Below are 23,697 nucleotides of genomic sequence, written 5' to 3'. Positions count from 1 at the left end.
ATATACTACGATAGAATTAACGTAGAATAGCCTTCAACATTCGGCAAGTTATTGGCCTGATTAGTTTTCCAGTTTGCGGGGTCAAATTTGTTTCTATCCATTCCCGCTAAACTTTAGCATTAAATTTGCGTTTTTTTAAAAGCCCTCAAATCGCTGAAAATCAGCAACAAAAAAGCAGCCCGTAGGCTGCTTTTTATTATTTATTTTTTCGCTGGGCGACTTGGTCGGCTGACCTGAGTTTTTGCGCGAGCACCTTGCTCACCTGCCGCTTTTTTCGGCTTACGGCGGCTTGGGTTGTTGCTGCGGCCTTTTGGTGCGCTTACACGCTCTTCGTGACGCTTAACTGCGCGACGAATTTTTTGGCTACGAGAACGTTCACGACTGCGTGATGTTGAGTCTTTGCTTTCATCAAGCATAGTTTCACGCTCTGGCTTCAATTCAACCAATTCACGTAAGTAGTTCACGTCTTTCAGTTGCAGTTCCATCCAACCGCCACGAGGCAGTTTCTTATCAAGGTAGATGTCACCGTAACGAACACGCTTAAGACGGCTTACTGTTGTCTCTTGTGATTCCCACAAACGACGAACTTCACGGTTACGACCTTCGTTAATCGCAACGTAGAAGGTGTGGTTCATACCTTCACCACCCGCGTACACGATGTCTTCAAAACGAGCCATGCCGTCTTCAAGTTGAACACCACGTACTAGGTTTTTCACTTTCTGTTCGTTTACTTCACCAAACACGCGTACTAAGTACTCACGTTCTACTTGGCGGCTTGGGTGCATTAGGCGGTTAGCCAATTCACCATCGGTAGTAAACAGTAGTAGGCCAGAGGTGTTAGCATCTAGACGACCAACAGAAATCCAACGAGACCCACGGATTTTAGGTAGACGGTCAAATACTGTACGACGACCTTCTGGATCGTGACGAGTACACAACTCACCTTCAGGCTTGTAGTAAGCCAATACACGACAGACCACTTCTTCATCTGCTTTAACAGACACTGTGTGTCCATCAATACGAACGATCGCGGTTTCATCTTCTAGGCGTTCACCTAGTTTTGCCACCATGCCGTTCACACTCACGCGTCCTGCTTTAATCAACGTTTCTAATTCACGTCGAGAGCCATGACCCGCTCGAGCCAATACTTTCTGAAGTTTTTCGTTCATCTAACTACCTATGTGTCGTCTTCGCAGACGTCGAATGAAATATGCGACCTAAATTCGCGGTCGCATAATATATCAAATATTGCTGGTGAGGACAGCTAATTTTGTGATCTCACCACGCCTAATGTGTGTTATTCAAATGGCGCTGGATCACCAGCACCTAAACGTACCAACTCCGCTTCACCTTCACTAAAATCAATCACTGTTGTCGGCTGCTCACCTAAATAGCCACCGTTAAGAATGACATCAACTGCGTGCTCAAGTTTATCGCGGATATCTTCTGGATCTGATTCCGTTACTTCATTGCCCGGCAAAATCAGTGATGTTGACATCATTGGCTCACCAAGGGCTTCTAATAAGTCTAGCGCAATACGGTTATCCGGCACGCGAATACCAATGGTTTTACGCTTAGCATTCATTAGACGACGCGGCACTTCTTTGGTTCCTTTAAAGATAAAGGTGTAAGGCCCCGGCGTGTTGTTTTTTAACAAGCGAAATGCAACGTTATCAACCCGTGCATACAGTGCAATCTCAGATAAATCACGGCATAACAACGTGAAATTGTGCTTATCATTTAGACGACGAATTTGACAAATGCGCTCTAACGCTTGCTTGTTCTCGAGCTGGCAGCCAAGAGCGTAACCGGAGTCTGTTGGGTAAACCACAACCCCACCGTTACGAATGATTGCTACCGCTTGACTGATCAAGCGAGCCTGTGGGTTTTCAGGATGCACGTAAAAAAACTGGCTCATGGTAATTCCTCATTAATCGATCTATGGCGTACCGTAATATGAAGGCTCGATACCCCAATCTTTCCAAACTGGTTCTACGCCGGATGGCAACCAGAGGTTACGTCCCAACTCCATCCATGGTGATGGATAGTGAAAGTCGCTGCCTTGGGAGGCTAATAGGTTGTATTGTATCGCATAATCCGCCAAGTTGCGTCTTTCTTGTTGCGCTTGCTGTGGCTGAGCAACTTCCATTGCATCACCATTCGCTTCCACAAACGCTGCTAGTAGACGCTTAATCCACTTCGCCGTCAAACCATAACGTGCAGGATGAGCAAGTACTGCCTTACCACCCGCGGCATGAATAGCCGTTACCGCTTCTGCCATTGAGCACCAATTTGGTGGCACATAACCGGGATTATTGCGCGTTAAGTACTTTTTAAATACTTGCTGCATTGTCTTAGCATAGCCATTGGCAACCAGCCATGCCGCAAAATGTGCGCGGGTCAAGGGCGCGCCATCAGCGATCTCTCTGACTTCCGCTAACACGCCTTCACGGGTCGCTTTTTCTAAGCGAGCAGCCATGAGTTCCGCGCGAACTTCTCGGCGTTGTTTTTGCTCGCTAATCAGGCTTTGCAATTGAGGATGGTCTGGATCAAGGTTAAGTCCGACGATATGAATGTCTTTGTTTTCCCATACCGTCGAAATCTCGATACCGTTGATGATGTGCAGATCAATATTGTTTTCAGCGACATATTGCTTAGCTGGCGCCAAACCATTCACTGTATCGTGATCAGTAATCGCCAATACTTTCACATCAAAACCCACTGCGCGATCAACTAAGTCTTGCGGGCTGAATCTTCCATCCGAGGCCGTTGTATGGCTGTGTAGGTCTATTTTCATATCTGTTTTCTTGTACCAATTATTTTATTCATTCTCGGCTGCATACCCTTAACCACCACAATTTATGCAGAGGATGAAGCCCTCTTTACGAGAGGGTAACGTCTGCGGTGACTGGGTTCGTTAACCGCTATTCGGCGCAACTCAATAAAAAGATATTGATTAGTGTAGGTCGAAAGGTTGACACCAGGTTAAAATACTAGTTAACTAGTACACAATTACAGGCGAGAATGTGAAGACAGGCTATGTTACAAGAATTTAACCAAAAGCAGAAAACAAAAGTGACTTTGCACTCACCTAAGCGTGAGCAGGCGGAGTTATCTTGGTGGCGCACTTGGAATAGTTCTTGGTGGGCTAGCGTGTATTTCTAATTTATCGACAGATTTAAAAAGAAGTCACTCGTAAAGCCCGCTTAGTTAGCGGGCTTTTTGTTTTGTTGTGCAGCTCACACCCAACTGTTTAAAGAATGAACAAATAACTGTCATCGCAGTTTGGGAGAACGTTTGCTTTATGCGAGACTGTACGGCAGGAAGGATATAGACAATCAAAAGGAGGTCTTGTGAACAAGGCCATTACAATAAACGCACTGGCTAGTGTTGATGTGATTCATACTCAAGTGCCGTATGCTCAAGATCCAACACGCCTGTTTCATACCTTGTGCGAAAACAAGACCGATAGCCTATTGTTGGAGTCGGCAGAAATTGATTCTAAGCAGAATCTCAAAAGCCTACTGATTGTAGACTCTGCGGTGCGCATTGTTTGTTACGGCCATCAAGTCACAATGACGGCACTCACCGATAACGGCCAAGCACTCCTTCGTCATATCGTAAAAAACATCGATAAGAGTATTGAGTTTGAGCTACTCGAAAATTGCTTAACCATTACTTATTCTGAGCCAAGCAATCAATTAGATGAAGATTCTCGCTTGCGCGAAGCCTCATCATTTGACGCATTGCGCTTAATTCAGCATAGCTTTTATCTCGCTAATCACGATAAATATGCTCTGTTTTTAGGCGGTTTGTTTGCCTATGACTTAGTGGCCAACTTTGAACCACTCGGTGATGCCCAAGCAACCAATCAATGCCCTGATTACGTTTTCTACGTTGCTGAAACACTCTTAATTGTCGATCACCAAACACAAAGCTGCTTACTGCAAGCGACTCGTTTTGATTCCTCTAGCAGCGCGGCAACCATCGAAAAGCGTTTAGTTGAAATTGCTTACGCATGTGGCGACCCGAAAACTCTGCCAATGGCAACCCAGCTCGACAATGTGACGGTAACTCCTAGCGTTTCAGATCAAGATTTTTGCCAAACGGTGCGTGACTTGAAGCAATACGTCATCAAAGGAGATGTGTTCCAAGTCGTTCCTTCACGTCGTTTCACTCTACCTTGCCCTTCACCATTAGCGGCTTATAAAGAACTGAAATTGAGTAATCCAAGCCCTTACATGTTCTACATGCAAGATGAGCTATTTACGCTTTTCGGCGCCTCTCCAGAAAGCGCATTGAAATATGAAACCGACACTAACCAAGTAGAAATCTATCCGATTGCTGGCACACGTCGCCGTGGCAAGCGTGCCAATGGCGAGATTGATTTCGACCTTGATAGCCGTATTGAATTAGAACTGCGCACTGACGGCAAAGAGAATGCTGAACATATGATGTTGGTCGACTTGGCGCGTAACGATGTTGCGCGTATTGCACAAGCCGGCACTCGCCATGTAGCAGACCTGCTCAAGGTCGATCGTTACAGCCATGTGATGCACCTGGTATCACGCGTGGTTGGTCAATTACGTGACGATCTTGATGCATTACATGCGTACCAAGCATGCATGAATATGGGCACGTTAACCGGCGCACCAAAGATTCGCGCAATGCAGCTGATTCGCGATGTTGAGCAAGCAAGACGTGGCAGCTACGGCGGCGCCGTGGGCTACCTCACTGGCGAAGGTACGCTAGATACTTGTATCGTAATCCGCTCTGCGTATGTTGAAAATGGTATTGCACAAGTTCAAGCCGGCGCTGGGGTGGTGTTTGATTCCGAGCCACAAGCCGAGGCAGATGAAACTCGCGGTAAAGCACAAGCGGTGATCTCAGCTATTCAAGCCGCTCATCAGCTTGCATCTCAACGCTGTAGTTAAGGGAGCAGAAATTATCATGGCAAATATCGTATTTATCGATAACTTCGATTCATTTACCTACAACTTAGTTGATCAATTTCGTTCAATGGGACATCAGGTCACCATTTATCGTAATCACATTGCGGCCACCACGATAGAGCACGCAATCAACCAACTCGATAACCCGGTCGTTTTGCTCTCGCCGGGCCCCGGCGAACCGTCACAAGCGGGTTGTATGCCAGAGCTGATCTTGCGTCTAAAAGGTAAGGTGCCAATGATCGGCATTTGTCTGGGTCATCAAGCGATTGTTGAAGCTTATGGCGGTAAGGTTGCTGGCGCAGGCGATATCGTGCATGGCAAAGTCTCTATGATGGCGCACCAAAATCATCCTATTTATGCCAATCTACCGTCACCGCTTGCCATTGCGCGTTACCACTCCTTGGTCGCCACCCATGTTTCAGCAGAGCTGACGGTGACGGCGGAAGTGGATAATTTGGTGATGTCAGTGGTTCAAGAACAAGACAAGGTGTGTGGTTTTCAATTTCACCCAGAATCTATCATGACCACCTACGGCGCGACATTACTCGCTAATGCCATCGAATGGGCGTTAGAGCGAAACAACGGATAAGGAATATAATCATGGAACAGATTATTAATAAGCTATATGACCAACAAGCGCTGACGGAACAAGAAAGTCAGCAGCTATTCGATATCATTATTCGTGGCGAACTCGACCCAATTTTAATGGCTTCAGCGTTGACTGCCTTAAAAATTAAAGGCGAAACACCTGCGGAAATCGCAGGTGCAGCTAAAGCCTTACTAGCCAATGCGAATCCCTTCCCTCGCCCGGACTACGATTTTGCCGACATCGTCGGTACTGGCGGCGATGGCCATAACACCATTAACATCTCAACCACCGCCGCTTTTGTTGCTGCAGCGTGTGGTCTGAAAGTGGCGAAGCATGGTAATCGCAGTGTCTCCAGCAAATCAGGATCATCCGATCTACTTGATTCCTTCGGTATTGATCTTGCGATGAGTGCTCAAGATACCCGAGATGCCGTGGATGAACTTGGCGTCGCGTTTTTGTTTGCTCCGCAATATCACGGTGGCGTGCGCCATGCGATGCCCGTGCGTCAAACCATGAAAACCCGCACCATCTTCAATATCCTTGGCCCGCTAATTAACCCAGCACGTCCAAACATCGAACTGATGGGGGTTTATAGCGAAGAGTTAGTTCTTCCAATTGCTGAAACCATGCTAAAAATGGGCATGAAACGCGCTGCCGTTGTCCATGGCAGCGGTTTAGATGAAGTGGCCATTCATGGTGAAACTACCGTGGCTGAAATTAAAGATGGTCAAATCCATCAATACACCTTAACGCCTGAGGACTTCGGCGTGGAGCGCTTCCCATTGGATGCGATCAAAGGGGGCGACCCACAAGAAAACAAAGCGATCATTACCAACATACTCACAGGCAAAGGCACTGAAGCACAGCTAGGCGCTGTCGCCGTCAACGTTGCATTGTTGATGCGTCTATTTGGCCATGAAGATTTAAAAGCTAACACGCTACAAGCGATTGAAGCGATGAATTCAGGTAAGGCGTTCCAGTTGGTTGAACAACTGGCAGCGCGCGGTTAAAAAGGGCTTAGCATGACACATGTATCCGACAACTTATCACAGCATGTCTCTGTCAAAGAGGCGCAAATGGCCGAAGTGTTGGCAAAAATTGTTCGCGATAAATTTCAATGGGTTGCGGCACGTAAAGTGGTGCAGCCGCTAGAAGAATTTCAGTCAGAACTGCAGCGCTCAGAGCGTGATTTTTACCAAGCTCTTAGCGGTGAGAACAGCGCATTCATTTTAGAGTGTAAAAAAGCGTCTCCGTCTAAAGGGCTGATTCGTGATGATTTTGACCTCGATTACATTGCATCTATTTACAATAATCACGCGGATGCGATTTCAGTTCTCACGGATGAGAAGTACTTCCAAGGCAGTTTTGATTTCCTTCCTCAGGTCAGTCGCCAAGTACGTCAACCGGTGCTGTGTAAAGACTTCATGATTGATACCTACCAAGTCTATTTAGCGCGTCATTATCAGGCGGACGCTATCTTATTAATGCTGTCAGTGCTGGATGATCAAGAGTATCAACAATTGGCGGAGGTCGCCCACTCACTGAAGATGGGGATTTTGACTGAAGTCAGTAATGACGAAGAACTGCAACGTGCAGTGAAGCTCGGCGCTAAAGTCATCGGCATCAATAATCGCAATTTGCGCGATCTCAGCACTGATTTGAATCGTACTAAGGAGCTTGCTCCGACCCTGCGAAAGCTGGCACTAGATGCGACCATTATTTCAGAGTCAGGTATCTATACCCACCAGCAAGTACGCGATTTAAGTGCCTATGCCGATGGTTTCCTCATCGGTAGCTCGTTAATGGCAGAAGAGAATATCGAACTGGCAGTACGTAAAGTGATACTCGGGCAAAACAAAGTATGTGGCCTGACCCACGGCGATGATGCAGCCAAAGCTTATCAAACCGGCGCTGTATATGGCGGCTTAATTTTCGTTGAAGGTTCAAAACGCTATGTCACGCCAGAGCAAGCGCGCTTGGTGATGAGTGGCGCACCACTCAAGTATGTCGGCGTATTTCAAAATCATCCGGCTGAAATAGTGGCAGAAATAGCCGTTCAGTTACACCTAACCGCTGTGCAGTTACACGGTAACGAATCACAAGAGTATGTCGACGCCTTGCGCATTCAACTGCCTGCTGAGATCAAGATATGGAAAGCCTATGGCGTGAGCGACCAAGCTGCGATTCGCCTTAGCCGCCATGTTGATCGCCACCTTCTTGATACCAAAGTCGGTAACCAAAGTGGTGGCACTGGCCAAGTGTTTGACTGGTCATTAATTGGCGACAGCGAGCAAGTGATGTTAGCCGGTGGTATTTCTGCTGACAATGCTCAACAAGCAAGCCAACAAGGCTGCTTAGGATTAGACCTTAACTCTGGTGTTGAATCAGCCCCGGGTAAGAAAGATTTAGTGAAGTTGCAACAAGCGTTTGCTGCAATTAGACAATATTAAGGAAGAGAACAATGGCGAAGTTAGATGCCTATTTTGGCGAGTACGGCGGTCAATACGTTCCGCAAATATTAGTACCTGCGCTTGAGCAGCTAGAACAAGCGTTTATTGACGCGCAAGAAGATCCTGAATTTCGCAGCGAGTTTATGACTCTGCTGCAAGAATATGCGGGTCGCCCAACAGCGCTGACGCTAACCCGTAACCTCACTAAAGGCACCAAAACTAAGTTGTACCTTAAACGTGAAGATCTCTTACATGGTGGCGCGCATAAAACCAACCAAGTGTTAGGCCAAGCATTACTAGCAAAACGCATGGGTAAAGATGAAATCATCGCAGAAACAGGCGCAGGCCAACATGGTGTTGCGACCGCACTGGCTTGTGCTTTATTAGGCCTGAAATGCCGCGTTTATATGGGCGCAAAAGATGTTGAGCGTCAAAGCCCGAACGTTTTCCGCATGAAGCTGATGGGCGCAGAGGTCATCCCCGTCCATTCCGGCTCAGCCACGCTGAAAGATGCCTGTAACGAAGCGCTACGCGATTGGTCTGGTAGCTATGAGACGGCGCACTACCTATTGGGTACCGCTGCGGGCCCTCACCCATTCCCAACTATTGTGCGTGAATTCCAGCGCATGATCGGTGAAGAGACTAAGAACCAGATTTTAGCGCGCGAAGGCCGCTTGCCAGATGCCGTCATTGCTTGTGTGGGTGGTGGTTCAAATGCGATTGGTATGTTTGCCGATTTCATCGAAGAAGAGAGTGTGCGTTTGATTGGTGTTGAGCCTGCCGGTAAAGGTATTGATACCGACCAGCATGGTGCACCACTGAAACACGGCAAAACCGGAATCTTCTTTGGTATGAAAGCTCCATTGATGCAAGACCCTAATGGTCAAGTTGAAGAGTCCTACTCGGTCTCAGCGGGTCTTGATTTCCCATCGGTTGGCCCACAGCACGCGCACCTCAACGCGATTGGCCGCGCTGAGTACGACAATATTACCGATGACGAAGCATTGGAAGCGTTCCAAGAGCTGGCGCGTAGCGAAGGTATTATTCCTGCGCTTGAATCCTCTCATGCTCTTGCTCATGCCCTGCATATGGCACGCAACAACCCTGAAAAAGAACAACTACTGGTGGTCAACTTATCCGGTCGTGGTGACAAAGACATCTTTACCGTCCACGCCATTCTTGAAGAAAAAGGAGTGTTTTAATGGACCGTTATCAACTGATGTTTGACCGCCTAGGCGAACTAAAACAAGGCGCATTTGTCCCATTTGTCACCATCTGCGATCCTAATCCTGAGCAGTCGCTAGAGATCATGCGAACACTGGTGAAATCTGGTGCGGATGCGCTTGAGCTTGGCATGCCATTTTCAGACCCACTTGCCGATGGTCCAACGATTCAAGGGGCAAATATTCGCGCTCTTGAGTCTGGTGCTACGCCGGACATTTGCTTTGAGCTGATCAGTCAAATTCGCCAAGAATACCCAGATTTGCCAATTGGCTTACTGATGTATGCCAACCTAGTGTTTTCACGTGGCATCGAAGATTTCTATCAACGTTGTGCCAAAGCTGGGGTCGATTCAGTACTGATTGCCGATGTTCCCACCAACGAAAGTGCCGAGTTTGTCGCTGCGGCTAAGAAGTTTGGTATCCAGCCAATCTTTATCGCACCACCTACAGCCAGTGACGAAACACTACAATCGGTTTCTGAGCTAGGGGGTGGCTATACCTACCTACTCTCACGCGCTGGTGTAACCGGTGCTGAAACCAAAGCCAATATGCCGGTAGGTGATCTCCTTGCTCGTCTTAATCAATTTGCAGCGCCACCAGCACTGTTAGGTTTTGGTATTTCAGAGCCTGCACAGGTAAAAGAAGCCATTGATGCTGGAGCTGCTGGAGCTATTTCCGGTTCCGCGGTGGTGAAAATTATTGAAACCAATCTTAGTCAGCCATCAATGATGCTGGAGACGTTGGGGCAATTCATTACCTCAATGAAAACCGCAACCCAAAAATAACCTTAGCAAAGGTTTGACCGAGAAAATCTAATCGAGAGGGGTGATCATTCACCTCTCTATTCTCTCAAGCCAACATTTGCCCTCACAGCCATCGACATGCAATTTATCCGCAACCCATTCACACCATAAATGCGCTCCAAACCAAAACCACAAGCCGATAACAACACTCAAACACCACCTCAACCAAACCCAGCACAAACTCATACAACACAAGAGCAAACGTTTGCATTGGAACAAAAATCACACTCAAACCGCAAAAGTCTCTTTTTGTTGGCCGCTTTTAACGTGTTGCTTATTGCCAATTGTAAAAATTACGTGTACAAATTGACTCGAATTATTATCCACCAGTTACTATATGCTCAGTGGTTAATACTAGGAATTTCAAGATTAATAGCACAGAGGTTATGGAAGTGTTAAAAGAAAAGAGTTTGTTAAGCAACATCGGTGTCAAAGTTGTCATCGCTATGATCGTTGGTACTGCCGTTGGTGCCATGATGGGTCAAAGCGCGGTGATGTTCGCTCCACTTGGCGCAATTTTTATCAATCTAATCAAAATGTTGGTGATACCTCTAGTTGCCGTAGCACTGATTTCAGGTGCGGCAGGTCTAGGCAACAGCCAATCAGCCGGTAAAGTCGGCACTGTCACGCTCGGCTTTTTCGCGGTCACGTCGGCCTTGGCTGTCGCGCTCGCTATCGTCATGGGTAATATCTTCCAGCCAGGTATCGGTATCGATCTTTCTGGTGTTGAAGGTATGTTCTCAGCCGAATATGCTTCTAAAGGTGAACTACCTACTTTCTGGGCAACCGTCACTGGTATGATCCCAACCAACGTTTTCCAATCACTAAACGAAGCAAACATCCTACAAATTTTGGTTTTCTGCCTATTCTTCGGTATCGCTTTATCTAAACAGTCTGAAGAACGCCGTACTCCTATCATCAATGGCGTAAACTGCATTGTTGATGCGATGGTATGGATGATCAATAAAGTCATGATCATCGCCCCAATTGGTGTATTTGGCCTAATGGCAGAAGCTGTAGGAACCTTTGGTTTTGGCGCACTGATGGTGGTATTCAAGCTATTCCTTGTTTATACCGCAGCAATCCTAATCTTCGGTTTTGTGGTTTATCCCGCGATGATTCACGTCTTCACCAAGACTTCTGCAAAACAGTTTATTAGCGCAATGAAAAAGCCTCAGGCTGTTGCCTTGTCTACGGCCTCTTCTATGGCAACGCTTCCTGTAACCATGGATACCGTTGAGCATGAGCTGAAAGTTCGTAACTCAACAGCATCATTCGTGTTGCCGCTAGGCGCAACCATCAACATGTCAGGTAATGCGATTTACTACGGCTTGGTGGCGATCTTCTTTGCTCAGCTGTTTAACATTGACCTTGGCATGGGCGCTTACATCGCCATCATCGTAACGTCGACTCTTGGTGCCGTTGGTCAAGCCGGTGTTCCTGGACCATCATTCCTAGTGGTTGCGGTATTACTTGCGGCCGGTATTCCAATCGAAGGTCTACCTCTATTGTTCGCTCTTGACCGTATCTTTGACATGATTCGTACCGCGCTTAATATCACAGGCGATGCCGCTTGTGCCGTTATCGTTGATGCGCTAATTGAAGATGAAGTTGCAGAACAAGTTGAGCTTGAAAAACAACAAGCTTAACCCTCGCTAAAATCACAAAAGCCACTCTCTTGAGTGGCTTTGGGTTACTGCTCACAAGCCATTCTACTTATAAACTCTCACCACGACAGTGCTGCCTAAATAGTCGTGTAAGGTGCGCTTTTTCTCTGTCATTACCAAGGTAAAGAACGAAATCACAAACCACACACAAGCCGTAATCATGACGTAAGACGACCAGCTTGGCGCCCGACTCTGCACGATTTCATCACGTACATACCACTCTAAATGGGCATATTGGTCTGCAGGGATAGATTGAAAACCAATGATTTCCAAGTAACTGAAGATCATTGCGAAAACGAGATAAAAGCTGCCACGTAATAGCGCGGAACGGAAATTGATTTCTCGCTCATGGTATTCATCCACAACACGCAAGCTTAATAGCCGCTTACCAAAGGTTGCCCCGTAACGCCAATGCATGATGATGTAATAGCTTGAAAACAGTATCGCGCTAGGAAGAGAGAGCCATATGCCCATCTCTTTCGAGAAGCCTTGCGCATAAATTAACAGTGCGGTGAAAGGCAACAAAACTAAACCATCAATCAGCGACGCGCCTGACCGACGCCAAAAACCTCCGTATCTCATTACTTAATCCCTTAAAAGTTCAGTCGAACTAAACTAACATCGCGTTCAAAAGACCTCATAAGCACATTGGAATTTTCAAACCCGCATCAAATTTGTAATGTAACTAATAAGTCGATCTTAATTTTTAGACCATCCTTTCTTTCGACAAGAGGTTAAAAAAGGAACAATCTGACGTTGATCAACTCCTTACTAAAACTCTTCTTCTACCCTGTCGCTTTAGGTAAGAAACAGAGAATTTTCTGACATTGCTTGGTGGTCAACTAATGATAATATGAGCGCCGTTTTTCGATTGAACCCCCTACCTACAATGAAAACCAGTTTTCTAAAACGCCTTTTACTCAAAAGAAAATATAAACAAAGCTTCTTCAACAAAAGTAACTGTGCATTGCTGTTATGCAAAAACGACAGGCATTCAACCATAATTGAAGCCAATGATACCTTTTATCAATTGGTGGGGTATAACAAAGAAGAATTCGCCAACGAATTTAATAGCCAATTTGCAGCTTTAGTCATTGATGATTTGAGCCAAATTCTCGGTAAGGTATCGAAATCACTGCAAGATAGTTCAACGCTCGATTATGAATTTCGGATTCGCCATAAGCAAGGACACACGCTTTGGATTCATGACATTGCCACTTACGATCAACAGCTTGATTGTTTCTTGGTGGTCATTATGGATATCACCTATCGACAAAACGCCTTAGATTCAATCGTCAAAGCCACTAGCATCGATAGCTTGACTCGTTGGCTCTCCGCTCTTATCGATAACATTCCTAACCCTATTGCTATCTATAACAACGATGAAATCATTTTTTCTAACAAGAACTTTCAACGCTTAAAAAACAACGTTTACCAATTAAACGCTACGAGTGATCAAGCTTTTGAGCAATCCATTCGCGCAATCGGACACGAGTGTGCCACCGTCTCCAACGGTGACGAGATGATCAAAACGCTTGGGGGTAGAACCTATCGCATCAAACAAAAGCCCATCGAGCATCCTTTTGATAAAACGATATTTTCTATGCTGACATTTGATGACATTACCACCATCAAAGAAAAAAAAGTCGCGCTGACCAAAGCAATAAAAGCGAGAAACCATTTTCTTGCTGTCGTAAGTCATGAATTACGGACACCAATCGCGGCAATGTTAGGGTTAATGCGACTACTAGAGAAGCATTTAGAGTCTGATGAAAGTAAGGAGTTACTGGCCTCCTCGGTTCAATCGGCACAGAGGCTTAATTTGCATGTAAACGATATTCTGGATTTCTCCAAAATAGAAGCGAATCAGATTGAGCTCGATATTCATCCAACCAATCTACTGATTGAGCTCAGCTCAACACTAAGAAGTTTTGATAATTTATGCCAAGCCAAAAAGATTGAATTTACCCTAGATTGGCAGCCAACTCCGTTCAATATGACTGATTTGGACTGGTTAAGAACCGAACAGATTTGTAATAATATTCTCAGCAATGCACTTAAGTTTACTGAACAAGGAAAGATTCACGCGCACATTGACCTTGGCCAAAACAGGCTAGACATCCAACTGATTGATTCGGGTTGTGGGATGTCAGAAGAACAACTGTCGCTGCTTTACACTCCTTTTCAGCAAGGTGATAAAACCATTAGTCGCCGCTATGGGGGGACGGGGCTTGGACTCTCTATCGTCAAACAACTAGTGGAACTGATGGGGGGCAGCATTCATATTACTAGCCAGTCTGATATAGGGACAAAAGTCACTATCTCAATCCCATGTGAAAGCCATCACAGCCTAGATGAAGAGAGTTCCGTCTGGCTTGAAGCTTGGCAGAATGAGGTAAATCAGAAACTGACAAACCCGAATGACTACCACGCCAACATTTATCCCGACCAAATAATTAAGAGGGTCAAAACCTTAAGCTCGTCGCCATCAAAGAGTTCACGCTGCAACACCCAGCGCCTTCTCAGTGATGTGCACGTACTGCTGGTTGATGATGATCCGATCAATCGTTTACTTTTTAAAAAGCAACTCAACACGTTGGGAGTATTGAGCACAGTTTTAGAATCGCCAGCGCAAGTGATCGAGTTATTGTTAGAACGAAATAACAGCAATCAAATACCAGTGATAGACATCGTGATTACTGATATCCACATGCCGGAAATGAATGGTTATGAACTCGCTAAAAGGTTACGCCGCAGTAGAGAATTTCAGCATATACCCATTGTCGGCTGTACGGCTGACAACTCTAAAGAAGTGATTGCTAAAGCACAATCCGCACAGATGAATGACGTCATATTCAAACCCTACTCAATGGAAATACTGCATTCCATCATCAAAGAACATTGTTAACACGCGATACCCTTCTCTGTTTTAAGGTTGAGATAACACCAGACAATAAAAAACCCAGCGTCGCTGCTGGGTTTTTCGAATCAATTTTGCTCGGTATTACAAGAAGTGGAACGTCGCATTTAGAGAGAAGTTCTTCACATCTTCTTTGTCCATTGCAAATACAGTGTAGCTTGCACCAAGAGAGATTGGACCCATAACGAAGTACTCGGCACCAACACCGTACATCATATCCACACCATCATCTTTGAAGCCAAGATCGCCTTTAAGATCATATGAGTGAACACCACCTTTTGCGTAAACATGCAGCGGACCGAAATCAATGCTTGGCTTAACCGCAAAGTAAACTGAATCACCGTCAATTTTGTGACCGAAATTAGTCGCATCAAACTCGCCGTGATTTTGGTAACCCGCTTCTAAACCAATAAAAGGTAGAATGCCAGTACCCACATGCACACCGTATGAAGTTGCTGACTCACCAGCAAGATCAGATTGGCCCACATTAGCGCCGCCGTAAATCCATGAATCAGCTGAAGCGGTCGCAGATGCACCTAAAAGTGCTAGAGCGAGTAGTGTCTTTTTCATAATTAACCTTCTCTATAATTTTTTGAGTTCGGCAACGCATTGCCGGATCTCTGACAGTTCTGCCATTGGGATAAGATAATGCAAATTACATACCGTTGTGTAAACGGTAAGTAAAAATAATCCCACTAACAATAAAAATTTTAGTGGGATTAGATAGTTAAAGTAATTGAATTGCTAACAAGCGTTAATCGCGTTAATCACTCGTTTATCAGAAACCGGATACGGCGTACCCAGTTGCTGAGCAAACAAGCTCACGCGTAGTTCTTCTAGCATCCAACGGATTTCTTTGACGTTTTCTGGTACCGCCATGCCTTTCGGGATCTTATTGAGCAGTTCTTTGTAATCGCTCACTACAGACTCAATTTTAAGCATGTGTAATCGGTCTTTATTCGGATCGATTGGCAGCTTTTCCATCCGGCGTTCAATTGCTTTCATGTAACGCAAAATATCCGGCAAACGCTTCCAACCACATTCGGTTGCGAAACCTTTGAAAATCAAACCTTCGATCTGAGCTTTAATATCCGACAAAGCAAACGCCATGGTGAAATCGATACGACCTTTCAACTTCTTATTGATATTGAACGCTGTGGTAAGAATCGTTTCCACTTGCTGAGCTACGTCAACCACAGTGTCACCGAGTTCGGCACGGATATGTTCTTTCATCGCTTCAAACTGAGCCGCTTCCCACACCAGACCGCCCTTCTCTTCGATCAACTTATCGATACCACAAGCAATACAGTCATCGATAAGATCCATCACTTTACCGTAAGGGTTAAAGTAAAGGCCTAGTTTTGACTTATTTGGCAAGTTCGAGTGCAAGTATTTCACCGGTGATGGCACATTCAGCAGCACCAAACGGCGCTGACCTGCGCGCATTGCCGTAATTTGCTCTTGCTCAGTCTCGTAGAGTTTGATCTCGACGCTGTCTTTGTTATCAACAATCGCTGGATAGGCCTTTACTTCGTAGCCGCCGCGTTTTTGTTGATACACTTTAGGTAACTCGCCAAAGCTCCATGTATGCAACCCCTGCTGCTCGATATCCGAGTCTGCCACTTTCGATAAGGTTTCTTGTACCTTGTCTTTAAGGCTTTCTTTGAGTTCGTGCAGATCTTTGTGCTCTTTCAGCTTACGATTGCGATGATCCACCGCACGGAAGGTTACCTTCAAGTGCTCTGGCACTTGCTCTAATTTCCAGTCTTCGCGGTACAGCTCAACACCTGTCATTCGACGCAGTTCTTTTTCCATTGCATCCAGCAGCGGCATGTCCATTGCCGTCACGCGTGCCAAAAATGCATCGGCGTAATTTGGCGCTGGCACAAAATTTTTGCGCAGTGTTTTTGGTAGTGACTTAATTAAACTCATCACCAATTCATGGCGTAAACCTGGGATCTGCCAATCAAAGCCGGCCATCTCGATCTGGTTTAAGATCGGTAGCGGAATATGCACCGTCACGCCATCGTTATCATCACCCGGTTCAAATTGGTAGCTCAGCTTCAACTTGAGGCCATTTTGATACCAGAAGTTCGGGTAATCCAAATCGGTTACGTGGCTCGCATCCCCTCTGAACAGCATCTCTTTTTCAAAGTTAAGCAGTTCAGGGTTTTGTTTTGACGCTTTTTTCCACCAAGTATCGAAATGACGACCAGACACCACTTCGGTTCCGACTCGCTGATCGTAGAAATCAAACAGCTCATCGTCATCGACTAAGATGTCACGGCGACGTGATTTATGCTCAAGCTCTTCCACTTCTTGCAGCAATTTGCGGTTTTGCTTGAAGAAGGCGTGCTTGGTTTCCCAATCCCCTTCCACCAAGGCACTACGAATGAAAATTTCGCGGCTAATGGTGGCATCAATACGCTCGTAGTTAACCAAGCGTTTTGGCACGATTGGTACCCCGTACAACATCACTTTTTCGTGAGCCATAACTGCCGCGCGCTTCTTCGACCAATGCGGTTCGCTGTAGCTGCGCTTAATCAGATGCCCCGCCAAAGGTTCAATCCACTCAGGTTGAATTTTAGCGATAATGCGGCCCCAAAGCTTCGAGGTTTCCACCAGCTCGGCCGACATAATCCACTTCGGCTGCTTCTTGAAAAGACCTGATGCTGGGAAGATGTGGAAGCGTGCATTACGCGCACCTTGGTAGTCACTCTTCTCTTGGTCTTTAATACCAATGTGAGACAGCAGACCAACCAAAATCGCGCTGTGCACGCTTTGATAATTAGCCGGCTCTGAGTTGAGTTTGAACTCCATTTCACGCATTGACTGGTGAATCTGGAAGTACACATCTTGCCACTCACGCACACGTAAATAGTTCAAATAATCCAGCTTACACTGCTTACGGAATTGATTGCCTGACAACTCTTTTTGCTGTTTTTGGATGTAATCCCAAAGATTGACAAAGGTTAGGAAGTCAGACTCTTCATGGAAGAAGCGGCGATGTTTATCATCTGACGATTGCTTCTTATCACTTGGGCGTTCACGAGGATCTTGGATCGACAAGGCCGCCGCCACAATCATCACTTCCTTCAACGCGCCGTATTTTGGCGCTTCAAGCACCATGCGCGCCAAACGCGGGTCAATCGGTAAACGAGCAAGCTGGCGACCGGTGTTGGTTAAACGCTTTTTCGCGTCTTTAACATCGCCATTAATAGCGCCAAGCTCTTCCAGTAGGCGCACACCATCTTGTACGTTGCGTTTATCTGGCGCTTCAACAAATGGGAAAGCTTCAATGTCGCCCAAACCCAATGCGGTCATCTGCAGGATAACCGATGCTAAGTTAGTACGCAGAATTTCAGGATCGGTAAATTCAGGACGAGAATTAAAATCCTCTTCTGAATACAAACGAATACAAATACCTTCTTCAACACGACCACAACGGCCTTTACGCTGGTTAGCGCTCGCCTGAGAAACCGGTTCAATCGGCAGGCGCTGAACCTTAGTGCGGTAGCTGTAACGACTGATACGTGCTGTACCTGGATCGATAACGTATTTGATACCAGGAACCGTCAACGAGGTTTCCGCTACGTTCGTCGCCAAGACAATACGGCGGCCTGCGTGAGGTTGGAAGATTTTATTCTGTTCGCTGGCGGACAAGCGCGCATAAAGCGGTACGATTTCTGTACTCTTGAGATTACGTTTACTTAAAGCATCCGCAGTGTCCCGGATCTCTCGTTCGCCGTTCATGAAGATCAGAATATCGCCTAAACCTTCATCACACAGTTCATCCACCGCTTCAAAGATACCTTCAAGCTGGTCACGATCGACATCATCATCACCATTGAGTGGACGATAGCGCGTATCCACCGGATAAGTACGCCCTGACACTTCTATAATTGGCGCATTATTAAAGTGCTTAGAGAAACGTTCAGGATCAATGGTTGCTGAAGTAATGATGACTTTCAGATCAGGACGACGTGGCAGCAGCTCTTTGAGATAGCCCATAATGAAATCGATGTTTAAGCTACGTTCATGCGCTTCATCGATAATAATAGTGTCATACTGATTAAGGAATCGGTCATGCTGAATCTCGGCCAGCAAGATACCGTCTGTCATCAACTTGATTTGTGTGTTGTCAGAAATTTGGTCGTTAAAACGAACCTTATAGCCAACAAATTCACCCAACTGAGTTTGCATCTCTTCCGCGATACGGTTCGCGACTGAACGCGCCGCCAGTCGGCGAGGCTGAGTGTGACCAATTAGGCCAAACTTACCACGGCCAAGCTCGGCACAAATTTTTGGCAGCTGAGTGGTTTTTCCTGAGCCAGTTTCACCTGCAACGATCACCACTTGGTTCTCAGCGATTGCTTTGGCGATGTCTTCTTTTTTCTGGCTAACAGGTAAGATTTCTGGATATTCAATGGTGATACGCTGCGCACGGCGCTGCTCTACTTCCATCATTGATTTAGCGATATCAAGTGCAATTTCATCAAACACCGCATTGCGCGATGCTTCTTTGTTTATTTTACTTGCACCAGAGATGCGCTTGCTCAAACGGAAGCGGTCTCGAATCAAACATTGATCAAGTGCCTTACGTAGAGAGACTGCGGTGTTCGCGTTTACTGTCTTCTCACTAGGCTGAGATTTTTTAGGCTGTGACGAAGTCAAAGCGTGTCCTATTCTTTTTACTTATCAAAACTGCGCGGATTGTATCATAGAATAGCCGCAAGTAACTTGCCGATGCAGGCCACCCGCGGCTAACGCTATTCGCATTGATTAAAAATCAAACTGCAGATAGATGGTGTTGTAATTGCTGCCGCCTTTGATGCGACCAAACTGGGAAGCGTTTTCAAAAATAGCGCTGCGGTGATGCAATGAATAACCGAGCCACACGTCATTCCATGCTGGCTTGTTCACCAGTTCCCCGAGATTCACATCAAGCGAAAAGTCTAAGTAATTCAACAGATGGCTTGGCGTATACCCTTTTCGATCCATTTCACTTTGTTCAATATAGGTAATGTTGTCGACATAGGAGAGCCCTTCAGCAAGCCCAAAGCGCCAACGAGTTGGCCATTCCACGGTCACATACGCTTTAATCGCGGCAACCCACTCAGTACTGGCTCCCTGAACATCGGAAGACCAGTGATGTACGATACCCGGCGTAAAATAGAGGTCCAACGGAAAACCAAACAATTCGTCCGTCAAAGGGTGACCATAAAACAGCGACGTTAACTGGTTATTATTAGGATCTTTTTCTCGATTAAGGGCAAAAATATCACCAATATTGGACGGGGTAGCCCAACCATGTGCCACGCGCAGATAACGTTTATTGGTCAAGTGAGATTTAGGTTGACTGTTTTTATCATTAAAGAGACCAAAACCAACGAATACTTCTCCTTGATAACGGTCTTCTATGGCTTGCGTTTGGTAAGCATTATCGTCTAAACGGGTTACGCTGGTTGAGCCAAGCAGATACAGATTGGAGTAAACATGGTAGCGAGCATCAATGCCAACATTAAGATCAACGCCAGCGCCAATCGTTTGGTCGGTATAATCACTGAATGCATAATATTGACTGTTAAAATCCGCATCTTTGTATCTTAATGTGGCGTGCGGTTTGATATTCCAATCACCCCATTGATATTCAGCGCTGGCGCGAAGGTTAGCGTGAAAACGGAAATCCTCATCGCCCATCACTTCCCAGTCTAGATGCCAATCATCATTAAGTTGCTGGCGCAATTGCACGCCGAAGTCCGCGGTGTCACCTTGATTGGCGTTCTGGACCGAAGCAGGAATATCAATAAATCGCATCCGAGTCAGCGCATTTAATTGATAAGCCCCATCTTGCCACTCCGTAATGTGCACTCCGCCTTCAAGGCCATCAATAAATACATAGTCGTTACTGAAGTACATCAGAGGGACGAATGTTGCGACAGTTTGATCGCCACTTTGAGTGGCGAAAGGCACGCTGGCAACACGATACATTGCCGCTAATCCCCACTCTTGTTCGCCAAGTGAATTGTCGTCATTCGCTATCACCGAGGGAGTGAAATTGACTGTGATGATTGCTGCGAAAAGTGACCGCAGGTTAAGAATTGTCATTTTTTTAACCAAAAGGAAATTTATTTACCCAAATCAGCGACTTTGCTCTTATGTTTCACTGACATTCGCCGTTAAAATAGAATGATACGATCTCTCGATGCTAAAAAATGTGAAAGTTTCTGAACTCAAGAATGTACTAAACGCCCTGCCCACTGATTGCGACTTAAACATCGTAACGGGCGATGAGTGGCTACCAGAACAACTCGTCGCTACGTCCACGGTAGACGATATGCTGTTTTTACAGTTTGACAACGCACCCGAAGATATTCAAGGTGAAGAAGGTCGCGGCTTCGTCGATCATGAAATAGAGATGATACGTCATCGATTTGAACAAATTATTACCGAAAATTCAGATACAAGCAGCAAAGCTGATGCATTATTAGCATTATTTCTTATCGGCCATGAACAAAGCAGTGGCGAAGTTATCGAAATACTTGAAAGCGCCGAGTGCGAAGAACACATCATCGAATAGCTAAGCGAGACCTTATCATCGAACACCCTATGAGCGATACCCAAACCTTACCGCTTATTCTAGCAGGCCCTATACTGAGAAAAACCACACCATCAGAATTGGTGTTATGGTATGTCACCAGCAAACCTTTATCCGGCGAATTCCAACTTTACGCCGAAGCTGATAACGCTCTCATTTATCAAGCACCATTGGCAGAATGCCATTCACTCAAAGTTGGGGAGCACGCTTATGTGGTTTGCGCGCAGTTCAAAGGGGCATTTCCGGCAAATATCGCGCTAAGTTATGACTTGGTCACCCCTGACGGTCAATTAGCTCAATTGGTGCCAGATCTGCTCTATGCCGATGAGATTCGACCTATTTTTCGCATCAGCACGCAAGCGGATTACCTGCTACATGGTTCGTGCAGAAACCCGCATCACCCAAGCAAAGACGCCTTAATCCAAGCTGACATCAAAGTCTCAAACCAAGCCTTGGAAGATAGACCGGATTTATTAATGATGAGTGGCGATCAGATATACGCTGACCACGTCGCCGGCCCCATGCTCGATGCCATTCATCAAGTTTGCGATCTGCTTGGCCTCAAACAAGAGTGCTTTGTTGATGCCCCTATTGCGAGTAGCCAAGCGCTCTATGAGCATCCACGTTGCTACTATCAGCGCGATAGATTATTGCCAAGTTATCTTGATCACAGCCACTGGCTGAACCGCTGGTTGCAAGCAAAATACAGCCCTATCTTTAGTTCGCGCGAATGTGAAAATCACCTCATCAGTTTTGGTGAGTTCATTGCTATGTATTTATTGGTGTGGTCGCCAACCCTTTGGTCACACGTTAATCTAAACCGATTGGCGGAACATAACTTCCAACACGCCGGCCAAAAACTGGCGGCGAGCGATATCAAGCAATGGCACAGCGAAAAACAGCACATTGAGCAGTTTGCGCTTGGCCTACCACACATTCAGCGCTTAATCGCCCATATCCCAACCTACATGATTTTTGATGATCATGATGTTACTGATGATTGGAATCTTACCGTCGGCTGGGAAAAAGCCGCCTATGACAATCCGTTTGCCAAACGCATCATCGGCAACGGCTTGATCAGCTACTGGTTATGTCAGGGTTGGGGGAATGAACCAGACAACTTCAGCCAAGAACTATTGTCGTTAGCAGAGCACTTTAGTCACAGTGAGCAAGCCAAAGTCCAAGATGACTTAATTCAGTATCTGTACAATTTTGAGCAATGGCACTACACCATTCATAGCTCACCAAAAGTGGTGGTCTTGGATACCCGAACCCGTCGTTGGCGTTCTGAGTCACGCATGAACAAGCCTTCAGGCTTGATGGATTGGGAAGCATTGATTGAATTTCAACAACAACTCATGCACCAAGACAAAGTCATTGTTATTTCTGCCGCTCCGATGTTTGGCGTTAAATTTATTGAAGCACTGCAAAAATCCATGACACTGCTCGGTCAACCTTTACTGATTGATGCTGAAAACTGGATGGCGCACCCCGGTAGTGCCAACACATTACTGAGTATTTTTACCCATACGAAAACGCCAACTAACTTTGTGATTTTATCCGGCGATGTACACTACTCGTTTGCTTATGACATCAAACTTAGATTCAGAAAGTCGAGCCCGAATATTTATCAAATCACCTGCAGTGGTTTTAAGAATCAGTTCCCAGAACCTCTTTTAGGTCTCTGTGATCGACTCGATCGCATGCTCTATTCGCCTCGCTCACCATTAAACTATCTGACCAAGCGTAAGCGTTTAAAAGTCTTCAAACGCGACCCAGATATTGAAGGTTCACGCAGGCTGGTGAATACCAGTGCGGTGGGAGAATTAAAGCTCGACAGCCATGGTAGACCCTGTGAAATCGCGATTCTAACCGGTGAAGGTAACACGATTCGTTTTCCGCCCACTGAACAAGAAAGCTTGTGATCTGCATCGAAAGCCACTATCTATACAATAAGTCTCCATAGAATCAAGCAAGGCAATCAATATGCTCAATTCAATCAGCAAACTGTTTAAACAACTCTTAGAAGGCCACGATCTTAGTAATCAAAATAAGGCCGACCCTAATCTCGCAATTGCGTGCTTACTGTGTGAAGTTGCCGGAGCCGATCATCAAATTGAACCGAGTGAGATTGCAGCAAAACAGCAGTTGGTGGCGCGTCTATTAGATTTAGATGCGGCGCAGGCGCAAACATTACTCAGCCGAGCAGAGACGAAAGTGAAAGATGCGGCTTCTTTGTATGAATTCACCACCCAACTGCGAGAGTTAAGCCAAGAAACGCGTTATAACTTAATCAAAGCGATGTGGGAAGTTGCCCATGCCGATGGTGAAATTGATCCACTCGAAGACGCCGTCATTCGTAAGTCAGCTGAATTGCTCTACGTTGACCATCATGATTTTATTCGCGCTAAAATTTCAGTCACCGACAAAAAATAACGCCTACTGGTGTCATGACGTGGCGTAAGGACATTAAAAAAGCGAGCCATCAAGCTCGC

At 45.9% G+C, this 23,697-nt stretch carries 19 protein-coding genes and 1 other annotated feature; of the genes, 12 read left to right on the top strand and 7 right to left on the bottom strand.

What is annotated here, in order from left to right; translation table 11 throughout:
* Positions 1–200 precede the first annotated feature (200 nt).
* The 3 genes from rluB to rnm all read right to left on the bottom strand — a co-directional run bounded on the left by rluB (position 201) and on the right by rnm (position 2,797).
* The gene (gene rluB / locus RH85_RS21680; protein WP_005596522.1) at positions 201–1,169 is read right to left on the bottom strand and encodes a 23S rRNA pseudouridine(2605) synthase RluB; all 969 of its coding nucleotides are present in this window, start codon (positions 1,167–1,169) and stop codon (positions 201–203) included.
* A gap of 128 nt (positions 1,170–1,297) precedes the next feature.
* Positions 1,298–1,918: an L-threonylcarbamoyladenylate synthase gene (locus tag RH85_RS21675; protein ID WP_006714864.1), complete on the bottom strand. Its 621-nt coding sequence runs from the start codon at positions 1,916–1,918 to the stop codon at positions 1,298–1,300.
* A 21-nt stretch (positions 1,919–1,939) separates the two neighbouring features.
* Entirely contained in the window at positions 1,940–2,797 is an 858-nt protein-coding gene (rnm, locus tag RH85_RS21670) for an RNase RNM (protein WP_006714863.1), read from the bottom strand.
* 242 nt (positions 2,798–3,039) lie between these two features.
* Between rnm and trpL2 the strand changes: the two genes are divergently transcribed.
* The 8 genes from trpL2 (at position 3,040) to RH85_RS21635 (ending at position 11,666) form a co-directional block, all read left to right on the top strand.
* Positions 3,040–3,165, top strand: coding sequence for a tryptophan operon leader peptide (trpL2, locus tag RH85_RS22555; RefSeq protein WP_005596518.1), 126 nt, complete (start codon positions 3,040–3,042; stop codon positions 3,163–3,165).
* Positions 3,112–3,227: a sequence feature (Trp leader region), on the top strand. (Overlaps the previous gene by 54 nt.)
* A gap of 126 nt (positions 3,228–3,353) precedes the next feature.
* A complete protein-coding gene (locus RH85_RS21665; protein WP_006714862.1) occupies positions 3,354–4,934 on the top strand; it encodes an anthranilate synthase component 1 in 1,581 nt (526 codons plus the stop codon).
* Positions 4,935–4,950: 16 nt separating this feature from the next.
* Positions 4,951–5,541 carry an aminodeoxychorismate/anthranilate synthase component II gene (locus tag RH85_RS21660; RefSeq protein ID WP_006714861.1) on the top strand — a complete coding sequence of 197 codons (591 nt, stop codon included), beginning with the start codon at positions 4,951–4,953 and terminating at the stop codon, positions 5,539–5,541.
* Between the two features lie 11 nt (positions 5,542–5,552).
* Positions 5,553–6,551, top strand: a complete 999-nt coding sequence (trpD, locus tag RH85_RS21655; protein WP_006714860.1) for an anthranilate phosphoribosyltransferase — start codon at positions 5,553–5,555, stop codon at positions 6,549–6,551.
* A 12-nt stretch (positions 6,552–6,563) separates the two neighbouring features.
* On the top strand, positions 6,564–7,991 hold the full coding sequence (gene trpCF, locus RH85_RS21650; protein ID WP_039949545.1) for a bifunctional indole-3-glycerol-phosphate synthase TrpC/phosphoribosylanthranilate isomerase TrpF: 1,428 nt from the start codon (positions 6,564–6,566) through the stop codon (positions 7,989–7,991).
* Between the two features lie 11 nt (positions 7,992–8,002).
* Entirely contained in the window at positions 8,003–9,193 is a 1,191-nt protein-coding gene (gene trpB, locus RH85_RS21645; RefSeq protein ID WP_006714858.1) for a tryptophan synthase subunit beta, read from the top strand.
* Complete coding sequence (gene trpA, locus RH85_RS21640; RefSeq protein WP_006714857.1) at positions 9,193–9,999, top strand: tryptophan synthase subunit alpha; 807 nt, start codon at positions 9,193–9,195, stop codon at positions 9,997–9,999. Before trpB ends, trpA begins: the two co-directional genes overlap by 1 nt.
* A gap of 404 nt (positions 10,000–10,403) precedes the next feature.
* Positions 10,404–11,666, top strand: coding sequence for a dicarboxylate/amino acid:cation symporter (locus tag RH85_RS21635; protein ID WP_006714855.1), 1,263 nt, complete (start codon positions 10,404–10,406; stop codon positions 11,664–11,666).
* A 63-nt stretch (positions 11,667–11,729) separates the two neighbouring features.
* Here the strand turns inward: RH85_RS21635 and RH85_RS21630 are convergent, their stop codons facing one another.
* Complete coding sequence (locus tag RH85_RS21630; protein WP_006714854.1) at positions 11,730–12,266, bottom strand: RDD family protein; 537 nt, start codon at positions 12,264–12,266, stop codon at positions 11,730–11,732.
* Between the two features lie 307 nt (positions 12,267–12,573).
* Between RH85_RS21630 and RH85_RS21625 the strand changes: the two genes are divergently transcribed.
* A complete protein-coding gene (locus RH85_RS21625) occupies positions 12,574–14,592 on the top strand; it encodes a hybrid sensor histidine kinase/response regulator (protein ID WP_006714853.1) in 2,019 nt (672 codons plus the stop codon).
* A 96-nt stretch (positions 14,593–14,688) separates the two neighbouring features.
* Here RH85_RS21625 and RH85_RS21620 read toward each other — a convergent pair whose 3' ends face one another.
* The 3 genes from RH85_RS21620 to RH85_RS21610 all read right to left on the bottom strand — a co-directional run bounded on the left by RH85_RS21620 (position 14,689) and on the right by RH85_RS21610 (position 20,712).
* Positions 14,689–15,174 carry an outer membrane beta-barrel protein gene (locus RH85_RS21620; protein ID WP_006714852.1) on the bottom strand — a complete coding sequence of 162 codons (486 nt, stop codon included), beginning with the start codon at positions 15,172–15,174 and terminating at the stop codon, positions 14,689–14,691.
* 174 nt (positions 15,175–15,348) lie between these two features.
* Positions 15,349–19,278: an ATP-dependent RNA helicase HrpA gene (hrpA, locus tag RH85_RS21615; RefSeq protein ID WP_039949542.1), complete on the bottom strand. Its 3,930-nt coding sequence runs from the start codon at positions 19,276–19,278 to the stop codon at positions 15,349–15,351.
* A 108-nt stretch (positions 19,279–19,386) separates the two neighbouring features.
* Entirely contained in the window at positions 19,387–20,712 is a 1,326-nt protein-coding gene (locus tag RH85_RS21610) for a MipA/OmpV family protein (RefSeq protein WP_039949541.1), read from the bottom strand.
* Between the two features lie 97 nt (positions 20,713–20,809).
* Between RH85_RS21610 and RH85_RS21605 the strand changes: the two genes are divergently transcribed.
* The 3 genes from RH85_RS21605 (at position 20,810) to RH85_RS21595 (ending at position 23,638) form a co-directional block, all read left to right on the top strand.
* Positions 20,810–21,184: a VC1380 family protein gene (locus tag RH85_RS21605; RefSeq protein WP_006714849.1), complete on the top strand. Its 375-nt coding sequence runs from the start codon at positions 20,810–20,812 to the stop codon at positions 21,182–21,184.
* A 29-nt stretch (positions 21,185–21,213) separates the two neighbouring features.
* Positions 21,214–23,127 (top strand): metallophosphoesterase family protein, encoded by a 1,914-nt coding sequence (locus RH85_RS21600; RefSeq protein WP_006714848.1) that lies wholly within the window; start codon positions 21,214–21,216, stop codon positions 23,125–23,127.
* Positions 23,128–23,188: 61 nt separating this feature from the next.
* On the top strand, positions 23,189–23,638 hold the full coding sequence (locus RH85_RS21595; RefSeq protein WP_006714847.1) for a tellurite resistance TerB family protein: 450 nt from the start codon (positions 23,189–23,191) through the stop codon (positions 23,636–23,638).
* Positions 23,639–23,697 lie beyond the last annotated feature (59 nt).

This window comes from Vibrio ichthyoenteri ATCC 700023, from assembly GCF_000222605.1.
In the GTDB taxonomy this organism is placed as follows: Bacteria; Pseudomonadota; Gammaproteobacteria; order Enterobacterales; family Vibrionaceae; genus Vibrio; species Vibrio ichthyoenteri.
The sequence above is the reverse complement of the archived record's forward strand: the minus strand, read 5'-3'. Positions and strand labels throughout refer to the sequence as shown.